The 15,470-nt window shown below is 50.2% G+C and carries 13 protein-coding genes; 4 read left to right on the top strand and 9 right to left on the bottom strand.

Going from position 1 to position 15,470, the window contains the following annotated elements; translation table 11 throughout:
* A partial coding sequence (locus O3C43_17770) for a hypothetical protein (protein MDA1068340.1) occupies positions 1–974 on the bottom strand: 974 nt, incomplete at its 3' end.
* A gap of 393 nt (positions 975–1,367) precedes the next feature.
* On the opposite strand from O3C43_17770, the gene O3C43_17765 reads away from it, so the two are divergent.
* Positions 1,368–1,679 (top strand): transposase, encoded by a 312-nt coding sequence (locus O3C43_17765; GenBank protein ID MDA1068339.1) that lies wholly within the window; start codon positions 1,368–1,370, stop codon positions 1,677–1,679.
* 441 nt (positions 1,680–2,120) lie between these two features.
* Positions 2,121–2,318, top strand: a complete 198-nt coding sequence (locus O3C43_17760; GenBank protein MDA1068338.1) for a helix-turn-helix domain-containing protein — start codon at positions 2,121–2,123, stop codon at positions 2,316–2,318.
* 223 nt (positions 2,319–2,541) lie between these two features.
* Here the strand turns inward: O3C43_17760 and O3C43_17755 are convergent, their stop codons facing one another.
* The 4 genes from O3C43_17755 to O3C43_17740 all read right to left on the bottom strand — a co-directional run bounded on the left by O3C43_17755 (position 2,542) and on the right by O3C43_17740 (position 6,292).
* Positions 2,542–3,129: a redoxin domain-containing protein gene (locus O3C43_17755; protein ID MDA1068337.1), complete on the bottom strand. Its 588-nt coding sequence runs from the start codon at positions 3,127–3,129 to the stop codon at positions 2,542–2,544.
* Positions 3,126–3,644, bottom strand: coding sequence for a redoxin domain-containing protein (locus O3C43_17750; protein MDA1068336.1), 519 nt, complete (start codon positions 3,642–3,644; stop codon positions 3,126–3,128). The genes O3C43_17755 and O3C43_17750 overlap by 4 nt, the downstream gene beginning before the upstream one ends.
* Before the next feature lie 82 nt (positions 3,645–3,726).
* Complete coding sequence (locus O3C43_17745) at positions 3,727–4,437, bottom strand: hypothetical protein (GenBank protein MDA1068335.1); 711 nt, start codon at positions 4,435–4,437, stop codon at positions 3,727–3,729.
* Entirely contained in the window at positions 4,367–6,292 is a 1,926-nt protein-coding gene (locus tag O3C43_17740) for an alkaline phosphatase family protein (protein MDA1068334.1), read from the bottom strand. The genes O3C43_17745 and O3C43_17740 overlap by 71 nt, the downstream gene beginning before the upstream one ends.
* 305 nt (positions 6,293–6,597) lie before the next feature.
* Here O3C43_17740 and O3C43_17735 point away from each other — a divergent pair, with 305 nt between their 5' ends.
* A complete protein-coding gene (locus O3C43_17735) occupies positions 6,598–8,511 on the top strand; it encodes a hypothetical protein (protein MDA1068333.1) in 1,914 nt (637 codons plus the stop codon).
* Positions 8,512–8,570: 59 nt separating this feature from the next.
* Here the strand turns inward: O3C43_17735 and O3C43_17730 are convergent, their stop codons facing one another.
* The 4 genes from O3C43_17730 to O3C43_17715 form a co-directional block, all read right to left on the bottom strand.
* The gene (locus tag O3C43_17730) at positions 8,571–9,224 is read right to left on the bottom strand and encodes an HAD-IA family hydrolase (GenBank protein ID MDA1068332.1); all 654 of its coding nucleotides are present in this window, start codon (positions 9,222–9,224) and stop codon (positions 8,571–8,573) included.
* Between the two features lie 75 nt (positions 9,225–9,299).
* Entirely contained in the window at positions 9,300–10,898 is a 1,599-nt protein-coding gene (locus O3C43_17725) for a sulfatase (GenBank protein MDA1068331.1), read from the bottom strand.
* 317 nt (positions 10,899–11,215) lie between these two features.
* Positions 11,216–13,066: a DUF5060 domain-containing protein gene (locus O3C43_17720; GenBank protein ID MDA1068330.1), complete on the bottom strand. Its 1,851-nt coding sequence runs from the start codon at positions 13,064–13,066 to the stop codon at positions 11,216–11,218.
* Positions 13,067–13,094: 28 nt separating this feature from the next.
* On the bottom strand, positions 13,095–14,588 hold the full coding sequence (locus O3C43_17715; protein MDA1068329.1) for a DUF1593 domain-containing protein: 1,494 nt from the start codon (positions 14,586–14,588) through the stop codon (positions 13,095–13,097).
* A 421-nt stretch (positions 14,589–15,009) separates the two neighbouring features.
* On the opposite strand from O3C43_17715, the gene O3C43_17710 reads away from it, so the two are divergent.
* Positions 15,010–15,381, top strand: a complete 372-nt coding sequence (locus tag O3C43_17710) for a hypothetical protein (GenBank protein ID MDA1068328.1) — start codon at positions 15,010–15,012, stop codon at positions 15,379–15,381.
* Positions 15,382–15,470: the final 89 nt, after the last annotated feature.

Raw genomic sequence — 15,470 nt, 5'->3', positions numbered from 1 at the left:
GTCGGATTTTCCGCGACTTGGAACGAGTTCAGGATGTGCTGCACCGTGTTTAGGCAGCGTTCCGCCGTGGCGCCGCCAGTGAGGTACTCGTATTCGTTCTGGAACCACGGACGCCAAGGCAGCTCCGCACGAATCTTCGCGTGAACCTCGCGGACATTTTCCGAGGGCGCGCCGATCGTGTGTACCACATAGGCGTCGACCAGCCCGGCAATCTCCAGATCGTTCATCGCTGGACCGATCTTGTTCGGAAACGCATTTTCGGTATCGGCGAAGAGCAGAATCCGCGAATCGTACTTGCGGATCGCGGAGGCCACCGCCCGATACGCGCGGACAAACGCCAGCGAATCGGGGTAGCGGCACGCCGAGTAATGCGCGTTTGAAACATGAGGTTCATTCTGCAGCCCCCACTGCAGGGTCGGAATCCCTGCGGCCCGAAGCGTTTTTATATCCGTGACCACCGCGGCGGCGAAGTCGAAGAGAAAGCGGTCAACATCACCTTTATACTCGGGATCGTTCGCGAACTCGGGGCCGAAGCAACGCAAGGTGTTGAAGGGGTCCTCGCGGCCCTTGCCGACGTAACTGCGGTTCGCCTTCCAATACGGCGCGGGCGACCAGTACTCGAACGAGAGCCCCTCGACGCCCGCGACCTGCAGCATCTCGCGCAGCTCAACGAGCTGCTCCGGCCAGCGCGGCCGCATGAACTTTTCCTCAGGGTCCAGACCGCGCCAATACAGCCCCCCGGCCAGACGGCAGTAGCGGAAGCCTTGGAGCATTTCGGTGTAAAGGCGCTGCCGCTCGGACGGAGTGAGATCGTGCGGCACCGCAACGCGGTTCTCCGGAAGGCCATGGTTGCCCGAGCCGATCGAGTCGGACTGAATCTCGAACCCGAGCCCCCAGATGACCTGCTTTTCGCGGGCGGGGTGAATTGTGATCTCCGCAGCGGAGCTTATTGCCGGATTGCACAGCGTGATCATTGCGAGAATCGCGTGTAGGCGACGGTGTACTGAGTGGGTAGAGTCCAAAAAGCGCTTAGTTTGGGTAATTCGCGGCCATCGTTTCAAAGGCTGTTCGTGATCGAAAGCACTGCGGGCCGGGTCTGTCGAGCAAGGGAAGCAGTTTCATTGGGTATTGGTTGGGTTGGCTACAGGAAACGAACTCCAAGGTGGGGTCCGTTGATAAAGACCCGGATTTCGCCCGCTTTTCAACAAGGTGCCAACCTACGCGGAACTGAACGCGTTAAGTTCCTCATCCACGTCAAACGGCCACCATTGCCCCTTCTCGAGTGTTTTCCAAAAGTGTTGATTCATCGGTTGATATTACCTCGAAAAATTGTACAGTTCGACGCTCTCACAACAAACTAAAAACTGATGAGAAGAAGTCCCCGACAATACGACATAGAGTTCAAGCGCCGAGCCGTTCAAATGATTCTCGACGGCCGCCCCAGGATGGAGGTGGCCAGAGACTTGGACGTGCCCGAAAGCTGCCTCAGAAGATGGAAGAAGGGCCTGCCCGGAGAGCTTGACAAGCAAACTGCTCTTGGCGAGCCAAGAGCCAGCGAGCTCGCTGCCGAGAACGCTAGGCTCCGCAGGGAGCTCAACGCGATGACCGAGCAGCGAGACATACTAAAAAAAACGATACGCATCTTCGACGAGATGGACTCTCGAAATGGGAGGCGGTAGATATGCTGGCCAAGGAACATAGCGTAGTAGCGGTTTGCAAGGCTTTGGGGCTCGTTTTTGGCAATGAGATCCTCGAAGATGAGACGGAGTGCAGTGAATAATATCTGCATCTTTGCTGTGGTTGACTTTCTAATCACAGCCTGCTTTGTGGGCCTTAAGAATTTTAATCGAAGTGAGAAGGAATTTGTCGAATTCGACGTCGATTCGGGTGTTTCTCTGAATGCTGCTTTGAGGTTGTCGCAATCAGCTGGCCCAAATCCGAGGAAAGAGGTCATTGGCAGCACGATCCCGGGCATTGGTGGCAATTCCACCTGCTGCTCTATATCCTGGAACATCCGTAAAACAAATACGCAATCCGCGAGTTCGCTAGTGTAGGTCGTATTAATTAATGTAACTTATTTTATTGATTAGCACCATTTCAATGGATATGCTTCCTCTCCAATGAGAGTAGCCCGCAAAATCGAACTCGCCCCAGAGGAAGAAGTGAAGCTTACAGTGATCAGCAAAGGTCGGCGGACTTCGGTTCGCTTGGCCGAGCGGGCCAAGATCGTCCTGCTGGCCGCTCAGGGAAAGGAAAACCAGGAGATCGGAGAGACTCTTGGAATCACGCGGCAGAACCAACTTACAGCAGATCGCTAAGCGTTTCTTCCCCCAAATCAAGACATGTGCCATTAAACGATATCTCTTAAAATTCTCCCAATAAATTCATTCGAATTACACCTACTAACACCTACTCTAATTTTAAGTCGTTTATATTCTGATATTCGTCTTGATCTGCCATCTCCCACCATTCTTCGCTTCGATAAGCTCGGAAGAACCGTCACGATGGAAACCGGAGTTCACCGGAGAACGTTAAGCAAATTTATTCGTTTTCGTAAATTTCCTGAAGCGCATGGAAAATATCCTCCAAAGGAGGCCTTTCATTGATGTCATGCACATCGATAAACCGAATCACCCCTTCTTTATCTATGATGAAGAGCGCTCGCTCGCTCGTCCCATCTGAGCGCAAGATCCCATAACGCTGAGCAACAACTCCGTGTGGGAAAAAGTCCGAAAGCACCGGGAAACTGATACCTTCCATCGCTTTTACCCACGCATGTAACGTTGGGATATTATCTACCGTAATTCCGACAAACACCGCGTCGAACTGTTCAACATCGTCCTTTACCAAATCGTATCCCGGCCATCGGGAAGAGCATACCGGCGTCCAGGCAGCAGACACGAAACTAAGAATCACGTGATGCTTCCCTCGATAGTCAGAAAGTCTGACTCGAGAACCGTCGACAGAGGGTAGCTCAAAGTCCGGCGCCTTTTCTCCGACAGCGACGAGCAGACGACTATCAACCGGTTTAAGGATTCCGGGATCGTAAATACCTGAGATCTCATCCTCAGCGGCATTGGCGAAGATCGACCAACCGATCAACGCCGTGACTGTTATAACAGTTTTCATTTATTCGTTTTCAATAGATTAACCACCTGCTCAACATGTTCCCGCCCCAAGTAACCTTCGTTCCGGTAGGTTTCAGAAAGTTCGCCCTTATCACCGCTACGTTCCAAAACAATGATCGATGGAGTGCGTTCGACATGGTAGTAAGCTGAAACAGCCTTTTCGCGGTCACTGATACAGGGAAAGGGAAGCTTGAATTTGTCTTTAAATTTCTGTGTCTCAAAAATGGTGTCACCCGATCCGAATCCGAGAACCGGGATTTCCGTTGCCAACCCCTGGATCGATTCAGCTAGTCGTTTCATATTAGGGGCCGACTTCTGGCATACGGGACAATACAAATCGAAAACGACCAGAACCACGACGGATGCATCCACATTAGACAGAGTGAAGGTCTCCGCATCGTCAGAAATTCCACGCAAGGGTAGATTATCCCTCGCCTCCGTAACCGGAAAATGCGGCCCTTCCGCGGCTACGGCGGACGCCACGCTAAATATTAGAAACAGAATTAGAGATCGCATTCGAATCAAATCAGTGGTGAAAAGGCCACGGGGATTGTTTCCGTGGCCTTTCCCAATTTCAATATTTCCCCAAGTCGTTCATTCAGAATCTCCACGAAAATCCAAACTCAATACTTTCCTCACTCAAAGTGGATTTGATAGTAACAGGAGTTCCTGCAGGCCTCGTGCCTTGCTCAGTAATATCGTTACTCGCGGCATACATGTATGCAAGACTCAGATCAAAATTCTCTTTTATCGAATAAGTAAAACCAAAGGTTGTATGGCTTTCCACAACCGCCGGGAAACCAACAATACGGAATGTTTCGTAATAGTAGGTGGGAAACGGAATGCCTTGGACAAACTTCACGTCCGCAGGTCTCGTAGGAGTGAAAGCTCCATTCCAGCCATTATTGGCTTTCACAGGATTCTCACCGTAGTTGAAACCAACCCGTAGGAACAGTTTATCCCGAACTGCTTCGTATTGAATTCCTGCAGCATACACGGTTTGATCCTCCCAGTCGAAGTCCTTGTAGCCTTCAGCACTACCCCAGTTGATCTGCTTCACTTCAGCACTGAAGATCAGCAGATTGTCCATACCTTCCCAGGAAGCTCCAAACCCTAATTGGTCCGGTGCCTCCAGGTTCAGATCGTAGCGCGCGATTCCACCCGTGGGTGTGGGTTGGGCAATGACATTTTCATGCCTGACTTTCTGTGGGGTGGTATAGCTAAATCCAAGGGATACATTAGGCGCTGGCCGCCAAATAGATCCTAATTGAACGCCGTAGCCGAAACCCGGCGAAGAACCTGTTCCCAAGTCGAGCACTGCATAATCGACATGGACGGCTGCTCCCAATGAAAAGTTTGGGGCCGCTTGATAAGAAATAGCCGGAGCAAATTTCATGATCTGTAGACTCGTGTAGTCCCCTGCGGTAAGGGGGGGCACCTGGACCAAAAATATCTTTTTGATCAATAGCCGTTCCTCGATAATCAACGCCCAATCCACTCACGCCGTAGGCAGCGAGGCCAAAACGCCACCGTTCCATATCCTCCCCAAAAGGCAGTGACAGGCCAAACGCCGGGATCGGATAGATGTTATCCTTACTCGAGGCGCCAATCGTCTGGTTCATGCCAAATGCATTGGAAATAGACGCGTCGACACTCGGCATAAACACCGTACCTCCAAAATCCACCTGAGTGGATGGACAATAGCGCGAAAAACACATCGCTGCCGGATTGCCGAATACAGCACTGATGGCATCTTGAGGATTCGCAATCGTCACGCCTCCCATGCCTCGTGCCACCGGTCCAATAGCGATCATATTATCGCCATTCGTTGAAAAGACATTCGGGGCCGCCAGAATGACGGTCACCAAGGTTAACGTTGCTAATTTCAGTTTCATGGGGCCATCATGCATCTCATCGACTCTTAGAAAACGTTTAATGAGCGGCTCTCCACTCTCAGTATTCACAATTTGCATAAGGTCCTGTTCGAGCCTCACACAATACCGGTCGAAATCTGAAACCCGATCCAAAAGACCGCGAGACTCTCGACCCTTAAGATTAAAACGAATAGCACCCGTTGCATAATTATTTAGTACCTCAAAAAAATACCGGTGGGGTTTGTCGTTGTAGATACCAGGATCGGCACCAAACAGTTTCTTCGTGAGAAGGTATCGGAGTGAGATTATATTCCGGCACCTTTCCGAATCCTTCCCGAGTAATTTAGCGAACTTTTTGAACCAGTCATTTCGAATCTTCCTGAATGGTCTATAGTGCAGCTCCAGCTGGAGCAGGATTTCATCAAGAAATACAGAGGCAGTCCGTTCTTCTCCCATCCCATGACTGCAAAACAAATGAAAAGCCATTCCTGTTGGCAGTGCCTCGACTATGCGACCAATCGCTTCATCCAGAGCCAGGTAGATTTCCTTCAAAGGATCCCCGACTTCAGCTCTTACAACCGGATCGTGATCGACATGACTCTCATCATGCACATGCCAACTCATATGCCCCATGTCATGAGTTTCATGGTAAACACAATAACAGTAATCCCAACGCTCGTCTTTCAACCACGTCGTAATCAGATCTGTCTTCGACCGGATTCGGTCTTTAAGCGCATCCTGCATTTCCAAAAGTTCGTCTGGTGTCTCAGGTCTATTGTCATCACAAGGGCAAGAAGAGTCCGATCGACTGATGGGATTCATTCCATACTTTTCCCGGATACCGACGGCCAACTCAGAGGGTGAGGTTTGCAACCAGGTATCGCCGGTTCTGACGTGCGTCATCCAATCGACCACCTGTCTGCCGTTAATGTCGTCAACCAAAGGAACATAAGGGGGATCTATAACCATCACCCGATACCCGGCCTTACTCAATCTTTCCCAAAAATAGGCACACTGATTCTCATCCAGACTCATTCTCCTACGATTGTAGCGATCGGTCTCAAACAGATTAAACCCATCGTGCAATCCACGCATGTCCACATCGGCCACCATGTTAAAGCAAGGCCAGAGGCTTCCTGCTTCAAAGCCGAAAGGATTCTTCACCCGCAATCTCTGAGAACGCTCCATGAGGGCCTTAAAGTGCGGCATCTCTCCTTGCTTTGCCCACTTTTCACACAGTCGAAAATCAGCCGAATCAAGACCCAGGATAAATACGGGATTACTATTCATGGTTCAAAAGGAGATATCTGGATGATGACTTAAGTCTTAATTATTCTACCTACTTTGGATTGAGGAGCAGGACAACAAAACACTATGAACAAATCAAATATTACCAACTAGTAAAAGTCTCAGATTTTCAACGAAACCCCCAATTACCAAAATTTTATAAAACTATCCTATTTGGAATACCCCTGAAAAGTCAGCTCAGAATCCTTTTCTAGCAGATACACGACAGATAACCGTTGCAGACATCCTCCCTATTCATTTACCCAATACCGTATTAATACTACCCTAATTTACGTTAAATAACTACTATGAAGAACACCCTGACTCTAATTATTGGCGCCCTTTTGCTTTGGAATGACGTATTCGCTCAATCGGCGTTCCCTGGCGAACGTGGCAAAAATCTGGATATAGCGACTCGCGAAGATATCTGGGACCGTGAACCGAATGGCTTTCTGGAAGAATTTGTGCGTGTGGACCGCGATAAAGTCATCGCTTTTGCGATTTACACCCAACAGGCGGGATCCTTGAAAATGACGGCTCAGCTGTTTCCGCTGAAGCCGAACGAAAAACGGGAAGTGGCTCTCGAATTTAAAAAAGACGAAGAGTGGAAAAAAGCAAAGACCGCCAAGGTCAATTACCCCGGTTGGTACGCCCATTTTCGCATCGATAACTGGGACGGCAGCAAAGACGTTCCCTACCGTGTAACCCACTCTGGAGGAGCTACATTCAAAGGTCTGATCCGCAAAGATCCGGTTAACAAACAAGAGATCGTAGTCGCATCCATGTCCTGCAACTCAAGTCGCGACCGCGGTGACCGCGAATCCATCGTCGCCAACGTTCGGGCTCACGATCCGGACCTCCTGTTTTTCGCAGGTGACCAAAGCTATGACCACCGGGAACTCACTGCCGGCTGGACTTGGTTCGGTTTTCTTTACCGTGACATCATTAAGGACCGCCCAACCATCACGATCATCGACGACCACGACATCGGACAAGGCAATTTCTGGGGAGAAGGGGGTATCATTGCTGATGCGACGGATGGAAGCTCAGGTGGTTATTACTATCCTCACGAATACATCAAAATGATCCATGAGCAGTCTACCTGGCACCTTCCCGATCCATTCGACCCCACGCCTATTGAACAAGGCATTCAAGTTTACTACACAGACGTAAAGGTAGGAGAAGTCAGTTTTGCCGTGATCGAGGATCGTAAGTTTAAAAGCGGCCCAAAGGGAAAAATTCCCGAAATGGGCCCGCGCCCTGACCACATCAATGATGAGAGCTACGACCGTAATACGGTCGACCTGCCCGGACTGAAACTACTCGGTGACCGTCAGCTTCACTTCCTCAACGAATGGTCGCAAGACTGGGAGGGTGTGGAGATGAAAGCGGTGCTTTCTCAAACGGCCTTTACAGGAGCCGTTCACCTACACGGGAGTTTTGACAATGGCCGTTTACTGGCTGACCTCGATAGCAACGCATGGCCCCAGACCGGCCGCAACAAGGCATTGACGGCCATTCGCCGAGCGTGGGCTCCTCATTTGTGCGGTGACCAACACCTCGCCGTAGTGGTGCAACATGGTATAGAGAACCACCGTGACGGGCCTTTCGGATTCACGAATCCCGCATTGGTAAACACCATCTACGGTCGCTGGTGGTGGCCCGAAAACGGTGAAGCGGGCGGCGGGACACCTATCGACAACGAGCTGGAATGGACCGGTGACTACCTTGACGGTCTAGGCAATCGTATGACTATGCACACCTACGCTAATCCCAATTTCAAGAGCATGAACGAGGCCCGTGATTTATCAGCTCAAGGAGGAGAAAACAACCTTGAGGATGGCTACGGTGTCGCTCGCTTCAACAAGGCGACCCGCACAATCACCTTTGAGTGTTGGCCTCGGTTCGGCGATGTCACGAAGCCAGGAGCAAAACAGTACACCGGTTGGCCGCTGACTATTCGTCAGGAAGACAATGATGGACGCGAAGTCTACGGCTACCTTCCAGAATTGGTGTTTGAAGGCATGAATGATCCCGTCGTTCAGGTGATTGAAGAGGGCTCTAAAGAAATTCTCTATACTGTTCGTATCCAAGGAAACACATTCCTACCGAAGGTGTATTCAAACGGAAAATATACCGTGAAAGCTGGGAAAGACCGTCCGGATGGCTTCAAGAAAACCGGACTCAAACCAACCGCGAAAAAGATCAAGGTTAAGCTCTAGTTAGCGACCCCAACGATAAATCATTTCCAAAAGAGCGGCCTCGGTGGGCCGCTCTTTCGCTATCTGAATCTCTCGCTCAGATCTGCCAGGTTAAGGCCCAGCAGATCTTCAGTCACAAGGTCCGCGTGAGAGAAATCCATGGAACGGGTGATGGCATTCGGCACGGCAATACACCAAAGACCAGCTTCCTTAGCTGCGAATGACCCGTTGTATGAATCCTCCAAAGCCACTGCCTCTTCGGCATTCACATGCAATCGCTTCAAAGCTTCCAAATACAGGTCGGGAGCCGGCTTCGCATTAGGGGCGTCACCATGACAGATAAAATCTTCGAACAACTCACTCGCACCTCGACTCTCTAAATGGGGAAGAACCCAGTGATGCGGAGAACTCGAAACCACCGCACGTCTCCAGCCTCTCGATCGTGCCTGGTACAACAACTCCAGAACTCCCGGCTTAATTTCCATATCACGTCCGAGACCCCGTTCATATTCCCGACGTTCCGGATCGATTCTTTCCCAATCTGGAGGACTACCCAAACGTTCCTCCAGCAAAGGTCGTGGAGATTTATCTGTGCCCACGATACGCTGAAAATCTTCGAGTAAATAGTCCAACCCATGGCTCTCAAACACCCACTTCCAGCCTCCGTAACAAGCCACTTCGGTGTCCAGTATCAGACCATCAAAATCAAAAAAAATCGCGCGTAGCTCTGTCATAGATTATCTGTTAAAAGAAAGCTTCAGGTGACTTCGAAAACGATCCACCAGAATCAGCTCCTAAATCCTCGCTACTCACTCTTTATTTATTAATTCACTCTGCGGTACCGCAAAATCACCTGGGTTTACCCAACCGGCTTGAACTGGCTCACCCGCCATATAACGTTCATAGAAATTTTGCTGCATCGGATCGGAAAAACGGAAGTCCTCGTACTCGTAGCCCCGTCCAAACATACGACGGTCGCCCTGCAAAGCCAGGTCGCGATACATCTTCGCACCCATTTCTCGCTTCAGTTCTTGATTCCCTCGTGTCGCCAGGTTCCGAATACAGTCAGGGTCCTCTACGATATTATAAAACTCCTCGGGAACCCGTTTGCCGAAATTTGTCTTCCACCAATGAAGGCTGTCCGGTTGGGATCGGCCTTCTAAAATCAAGGTCTTGGTCGCTCCCCCATCGGTATTGAGGTAGCCTGTCTCCGGATTTCCCGATGGCCAGCGGTCCGGTTCAAAGTTCCTCAGGAACAAGTAGTCGCCCTGGATGATTCCGCGAATGGGATACCCTTGATTATTGGGCCGGCCAGCGTCATGCCGCTCTTTCCCGACCAGCAGATACTCCCGAAAGTCTTCCGGGTATTTCACAGCGTTTCGGAAAATCGGAAAAAGACTCTGCCCGCTCACAGGCTGCATGCCAACGGACTCAGCGGTGACGCCCGCAATCTCTAAAAAGGTCGGTACAAAATCAACAAAACTGACCAGGCTCTCCACCGTGCGACCCGGCTTTTTTATCCCGGCCGGCCAGGCTATAGCAAGCGGCAGGTGATGAGAGATCTCGTAATTATTTCCCTTGGATCGGGGAAAAGGCATACCGTTATCTGAGGTGACAAGCACAACGGTGTTTTCCAACAAACCGCGCCTTTCCAACTCACTCAGCATACGGCTCAAGTGACGATCGAAGTGTTCGATTTCAAAGGCGTAGTCCAACATATCATTCCGAACGATTTCATCATCCGGCCAATATCCAGGAACCCTATCGACATCATCAATCGACTTTCCTCCCTTGGCGACGCCGGCACCGTATTCATAACGCCGGTGGGGTTCGTGGCCTCCATACCAGAAACAAAACGGTTTACTCTCGTCCCGCTGCTCGACGAACATTTCAAAATTTCCAGCGTAATCTTTGTTGCTCATTGCACCAGCCGGAGGTGTCTCGGTCTTTCCAGTGAACTCGGGACCTACTAGTTGCCTGGGTTTCCCATGCAAAGTCCCGGGTAAGCCTGGGCTCCAACCCTTGCCAGTGAATCCGGCTTCGTAGCCTGCATCCGGCATCGCTTCCATAATGGTCTTAAACTCATCGGGCCAAAAGAAAACATGGTTGGCCGCTTCTTCCAATTCCCAGGAATACCGGCCAGTCAAAATAATGGCGCGAGAAGGAGCACATTTGGCATTCGGCGTGTATGCGCGGGCAAAAAGCAGTCCCATCTCTGCAACCCGGTCGAATCCCGGAGTATTGACCCAGTCACTGCCATAGGCACTGGCATGCGGAAACGACTGGTCGTCAGATATTGCAAAAAGAATGTTGGGCCTGTCCTGAGCTTGTCGAATGGGGCGAGCTGCTCCGGACAAACTGAGCCCCAATGAAATTGTGGTGAGGATTAAGAAAATAGAATGCTTCATTAAATAGCGTGATGTTAAATACAGCTTCGCAAAGAAAAGTTGTCCAAACAATTCTCAGGAACCCAAATAAAGAGGGACAACAATAGAAAGAGAATCGTCATGCCAAACGACGCGGTTCCATGGGACTGATCTGAAATCCTGAGTGACCAATAATTCCTTTTTTCTGAAAAAGCACGGATAGGGGCAAGTTTATGGACTGTTGGGCTATAAAAAGTTTGGCTACGGTGGAGTTGCTATCGGAGAGAACGGGCAATGCAGAAACTGGAAAATTGACTCTGTTACTCTCTCCCCTGAAAGCGTTATCATGCTTCAGCCCTCTAACGAACCACCGTTCCTTTTTCAGTTCTCGTGATAATCACCAGCCAGTCATCGTGGTGGTCATAGGGTGCCGGACCAATGTGTGATAAGTGCGCCCTATCGACTACAATCTCATCGATACTTGCCACATTCCGCCTTGGGTAGCGTTCGCGAAGTTCTGAACCCGACAACGGCCCCTCACCTGTCCTGGGATTAAACCAACGTACCTCGTATTTCCCATAGTATTCCCGCAGGTCTATGGTAGCGTCTTTCCACTCCTTGAAATAGACGGCGTATACCTTTCCATCGTCAGCGAGACAGTAAGCGTCATCGGTATCGGTACTGAGAAGGTGATTACGGGGATGCATCTCGGCGAGCGGGAGCGAACCCATAATTTCAATGGAGTAACGAGCGACATCCCAAAACTGATCCCGACTACGCCAATCCTGGCAGGTCAGGTCACTATGTGGTCTCTCATATCCAAAATACCACTCCACTCCGGAACTACCAGCCATGAGACTTGGGTACAGAGCCCACTTGCGCATGATACCCTGATTATTCGGTGACTGATCGTCTGGCTCCAGTCCCTGCCAGGCCACTCCAACCTCATCGATAAAGACAGGCCATTCACGACCTGCGGCACGAGAGCGCTCGATCCACTTGGTGGTCTGTGGGTAAATCACAGTGTAATCGTCCCGGGTCTGAACACTGAGCATTTCAAAAGTCGGATGTCCGAGCATGGGTTCATAAAGTACATCCCAGGCATAAGGAACAGTGTGTAATGCCTTCGGGTGATTGTAGGGATCGTGCGTCGCGAAATAATCACAAAAGGCTTTCACCTGCTCGACGGTATTGGTGTTCTCTTCACCGAGATTCCAGAACAATGCCGGATTATGCGCAAAGCGGGCGATCAGTTCCCGGTAGTACATTTTTCGCTCTGGTCCGAGATCGCCTCCATCGTGAAGTTGGTCATTTTCGCGCTCCTGCGTGACCACATTCAGGGCAATGCCCTTGCGCGTCATTTGCTCGAATACGATTTCCCACTGGTCGAGTTTGCTGCAATCGAAACGAAAGCGTTCATCATAATCGGTGTAAGGCCAAACGTCTTCACCATCGCCGATAATGTTCTGGGTGAGAAAGTAGATGACATTCATCCCCTTCGAAGAAAGGTAGTTCACTGCGCCAATGATTCCTTTGCCTTTCCCTCTACGCCAGGTGGGATCTCCTTCTTCCCAATCCTGAACGTGAGGTGCCCAATTCTTTAGGAACTGCTTGTTTGGATTGTGCGAAAAGGTAGAATCGAAATCCTCAAATCCAAGAAAGTTCTCAGGGCTATCAGGTCCCGCCTTAAGGAAAATCTTTCCGGTTCCAGCAAACCTGAGGTATCGATCACCCACATAGTCGAGGCGCCCGTCCCCACGGAAATCAGGAGCAGCTTTATCGGTTTCGGCAATTTGAAACGTTCCGGAACTGTCATCGAATGAAACCGGACTCCCTGCATTCACATCATCCGAAATAGCAATCCGGGTTCCCTGACGAAAGGAGGCTCGAAAACTCCAATCGCCTGCCTTGTCCGGCGAGAAATGAACCCTCCACTTGTTTCCGCTGTCCGCACCCGTTTGCCCGGCATTCCCGTCGGCGGCATAAAAGCCAGGGACATTGAACCTGTGATCGCCATTCGTAAATTCCACCTGCAGCCGGTAATCCGTAAATGGATTTACATCCGCTTCCTCATTCGTCGAAGGACCGTCGAAAGTTAGCGTTACCCGATGCCACTTCTTCAGTTCACCCTCCACTGAATATTTTCCGTAGGTATCAGAAAAAAGTATACCGATACATAAAAGCGTGAAAACGATAGGTGTTTTTTTCATAAAAGATAATTCGAATAAGGTAAGAAGTTTAGTCAGGCACTTGAAGGACAATCCGGCGGTAATCTACCAACGGCACCTCTGGACTTTGATCCCAGGCCTCCAGGATCAGGTGAATGTCCCTACCACTTGCGTCGGCGGGGACAACAAATAAAATGTTTGAGGAGGTGGCATTTTCCAGCGAGAGTTGTTTACCATAAGGCTTTCGCCCCGCTTCGGGGTAGTTCCACCAATAAAAGCGAAGAGCGTCATTGTCCGGATCGGAGGATCCGGTGGTATCGAATGAAAGCTGCTCTCTCGGCTTTGCGGAAACAGTCAGGATACGATCGCTTTCGTCGCCGTTCAGCACTGCATGAGGGTGATGATTGGCCTGATCGAAAGGTTTCACACACCAATCCATCCGTGCTTGAAAGTCATTCCACATCGCACGGCGCCAACGCCAGACACCAACAGCCACACCGTCATAGGAATCGCCCGTTTCAGGATTTACCCAATGATCGGAGATGCCACTGGAATCTGTATAGACCCGGTAAGGTTGGTACTGCGTCTCATCTGGTCGAACAATCCCATACCCGGAAGGGACGTTGAGCAACTTCTCTACTGAGAAGCGTCCACTCCAACCACCCCAACTTGGCTGCGACGTATCGGTAAGACCTGGAGCCACAAGCCCCATCCAAGGAGAAGTTCCTCCCCCCTCGATATAAACGGTCGTTTCTCCCACTTTACGATCGGGATAAAGCCCTCCCAATGCTCCATGATAGTTCTGAATGTGTATGCTGGCCCACTCGTGTTGCCCTTCAGGCGAGTAAGGAAACGGTCTCCAGGTATGCGGTCCGAGTTTCCTGTTGTCCATCCCACCGTAAGCCTTGTTTTGGTTAACTATACGTACCCAATGGATATCTGGAAATTCATGAAGAATCCATGCGCCCGCCTCGTCCTGGGCACCATTTTCGAAAACGCGTAGTTTGGAAACAAAGGCCTTCACTTCCTCCGCTGAATGACTGGCGCGGAATTCGTACAGCGCCTGGGCCAAAGTGTTGGAACCCGCGTTAATTACAACGTGTAGCGGACGAGGATCCGGTCGAAGAACAGCTTCAGAAATCAATCGAACTCCTCGACTCCATCGCCCTTCCCCCACATCCATCATACCGTTACCGGTCTGGCCATTGGCGACTATGCTTCTTAAGTAATCGGGATCCTGGTAGCCCGCCGCATGTAATTTCAGATTGGGATACACCTCTGCATAACCGTCGATCAAGCGGTGGAAAAGATGCGGCTGCAGCCACTTGGTGGAGTCGGTTGGATTCTTTCGGAAAAAACGACCGGTGACCGCAATCAGTCCTTCCAACTCCACCTCATTGGAACACATCAACAAATGAGTGATCTGCTGCTCCTCGTCAGGATCATGTCCCATATCAGCAAGGACTATGAGTCGAGGTCGTTCAGAGGCGGAAAGCGCACCCCAAGTGAACACTAGTAATAAACTAATCCTCGCGAAGAGATAGAAAAGGCGACTTTGATTCATGGGGTAGCTGATCTACTTCTAATCTTAACCCAAAACGATCCTAATCTGCAATAGACTGACGAGTATACTTTTGTCATTTTGCATAAGCATCCTCAGCAGCAACAAACAGGATAGAGGTTGGGGATCAATACCTGACCATCATTTTCCGCATCAGCCTTTTCAATGATTCACCTGATCGGCCTCCAATTATGGTCGATTAACTGGACCGTGGTCGACCAGAAGATACAGTTTCCCGAAGGAACCGTACAGATTTATTAAAGTTTCCCAGCCAAAAATCACAGAATAGGCATGGTGATGCTGGTGATTAACTGAAATTGGAGGTAGACCTTCAATTATAAACAATTTCCGAAAAACCGGTTTTGATATCTATTGGGAACAGATTTGATTGATATTACTCTGACATTCATACAAAACCCCAAAAATGCGTCTTCTGCTGGTCATATTTCTTTCGGTATCAACCTCCCTTTACGGGTGGTCGGGAGTATTGGCTGAACACATTGAAGAGCAGTGTCACAAGGTTGAAGGAGAGCATCATGATGAATCTCTGGCCGATCACGAAAAAGAGCACCATGACACTCCAGGTCATGAAACGCATGATTCCGAAAACGACTGCGAACCGGAGCATTGCTCCGATCACTGCGGAATCTGTCATGTGTCGGCTCCTGCTGTCGTGAACGTATCTCCGGAGAACCCGCACCTTCGGGCTCCACTATTAAACGAAGTTTCCAGGGGTGATCTCGGGCAACCCGCATCTATTTCGCTACGTCCGGACACCCCTCCTCCGAAAGCATAGGTATAGCTGGAATTCCACACACCCATTGTTCGCGCATGTACGGACATCCTGAACCAGGTGTGTAAGTTATTGGTTCAGCCGATAACCTT

It is taken from the genome of Verrucomicrobiota bacterium (genome assembly GCA_027622555.1).
Taxonomy (GTDB): domain Bacteria; phylum Verrucomicrobiota; class Verrucomicrobiia; order Opitutales; family UBA2995; genus UBA2995.
Note: the sequence above shows the minus strand (reverse complement) of the source record. Positions and strands in the feature narration are given on the sequence as shown.

Bases quoted from the DNA above. Each gene is read 5' to 3' on its own strand.
- O3C43_17765 (MDA1068339.1), top strand. From the start codon at position 1,368: ATGAGAAGAAGTCCCCGACAATACGACATAGAGTTCAAGCGCCGAGCC.
- O3C43_17760 (MDA1068338.1), top strand. From the start codon at position 2,121: ATGAGAGTAGCCCGCAAAATCGAACTCGCCCCAGAGGAAGAAGTGAAG.
- O3C43_17755 (MDA1068337.1), bottom strand. From the start codon at position 3,129: ATGAAAACTGTTATAACAGTCACGGCGTTGATCGGTTGGTCGATCTTC.
- O3C43_17750 (MDA1068336.1), bottom strand. From the start codon at position 3,644: ATGCGATCTCTAATTCTGTTTCTAATATTTAGCGTGGCGTCCGCCGTA.
- O3C43_17740 (MDA1068334.1), bottom strand. From the start codon at position 6,292: ATGAATAGTAATCCCGTATTTATCCTGGGTCTTGATTCGGCTGATTTT.
- O3C43_17735 (MDA1068333.1), top strand. From the start codon at position 6,598: ATGAAGAACACCCTGACTCTAATTATTGGCGCCCTTTTGCTTTGGAAT.
- O3C43_17730 (MDA1068332.1), bottom strand. From the start codon at position 9,224: ATGACAGAGCTACGCGCGATTTTTTTTGATTTTGATGGTCTGATACTG.
- O3C43_17725 (MDA1068331.1), bottom strand. From the start codon at position 10,898: ATGAAGCATTCTATTTTCTTAATCCTCACCACAATTTCATTGGGGCTC.
- O3C43_17720 (MDA1068330.1), bottom strand. From the start codon at position 13,066: ATGAAAAAAACACCTATCGTTTTCACGCTTTTATGTATCGGTATACTT.
- O3C43_17715 (MDA1068329.1), bottom strand. From the start codon at position 14,588: ATGAATCAAAGTCGCCTTTTCTATCTCTTCGCGAGGATTAGTTTATTA.
- O3C43_17710 (MDA1068328.1), top strand. From the start codon at position 15,010: ATGCGTCTTCTGCTGGTCATATTTCTTTCGGTATCAACCTCCCTTTAC.